This window comes from Pantoea dispersa (assembly GCF_035783935.1).
Lineage (GTDB): Bacteria > Pseudomonadota > Gammaproteobacteria > Enterobacterales > Enterobacteriaceae > Pantoea > Pantoea dispersa_C.
In genome coordinates this window covers 1-336 of sequence record NZ_JALKOV010000039.1, presented here as the reverse complement: position 1 = coordinate 336, position 336 = coordinate 1, and the positions used below count along the sequence as shown (strand labels likewise).

1 protein-coding gene is annotated in these 336 nt (G+C 52.7%); it reads right to left on the bottom strand.

All coding sequences use genetic code 11. The annotated features are described in order from the left end of the window. On the bottom strand, positions 1-336 hold a 336-nt coding region (locus MXF20_RS23265; protein ID WP_325971645.1), incomplete at both ends, for a DUF3383 family protein.

Below are 336 nucleotides of genomic sequence, written 5' to 3'. Positions count from 1 at the left end.
AGATTCGGGATACCGTCGATGCTTCAATCGCAGCGGCCACATTAATCAGTTCAGCGTCTGTCGGGTAATCGGCCTCATCTACAGCCAGGTGCAGACCATACCAGCTGTTAAAGTCCATAATGGCATTGACGGCCTGCAGCAGGCTTTCAGTGCTGCCCGATTCTGAACTAGTAAGCGTTTTAGCCCAGCGACCAACGTAAATCACTGTCGGCTGCGGAGACTGTGAAAACCAGATGACCGCAGCCCGATACTCTTCGCTGTCGATGCCAAAATCATCCCCGATGTCATCAGCGCTTGAATAGGCGCGCATGCGTTCACTGATCGGAATGACTGTTG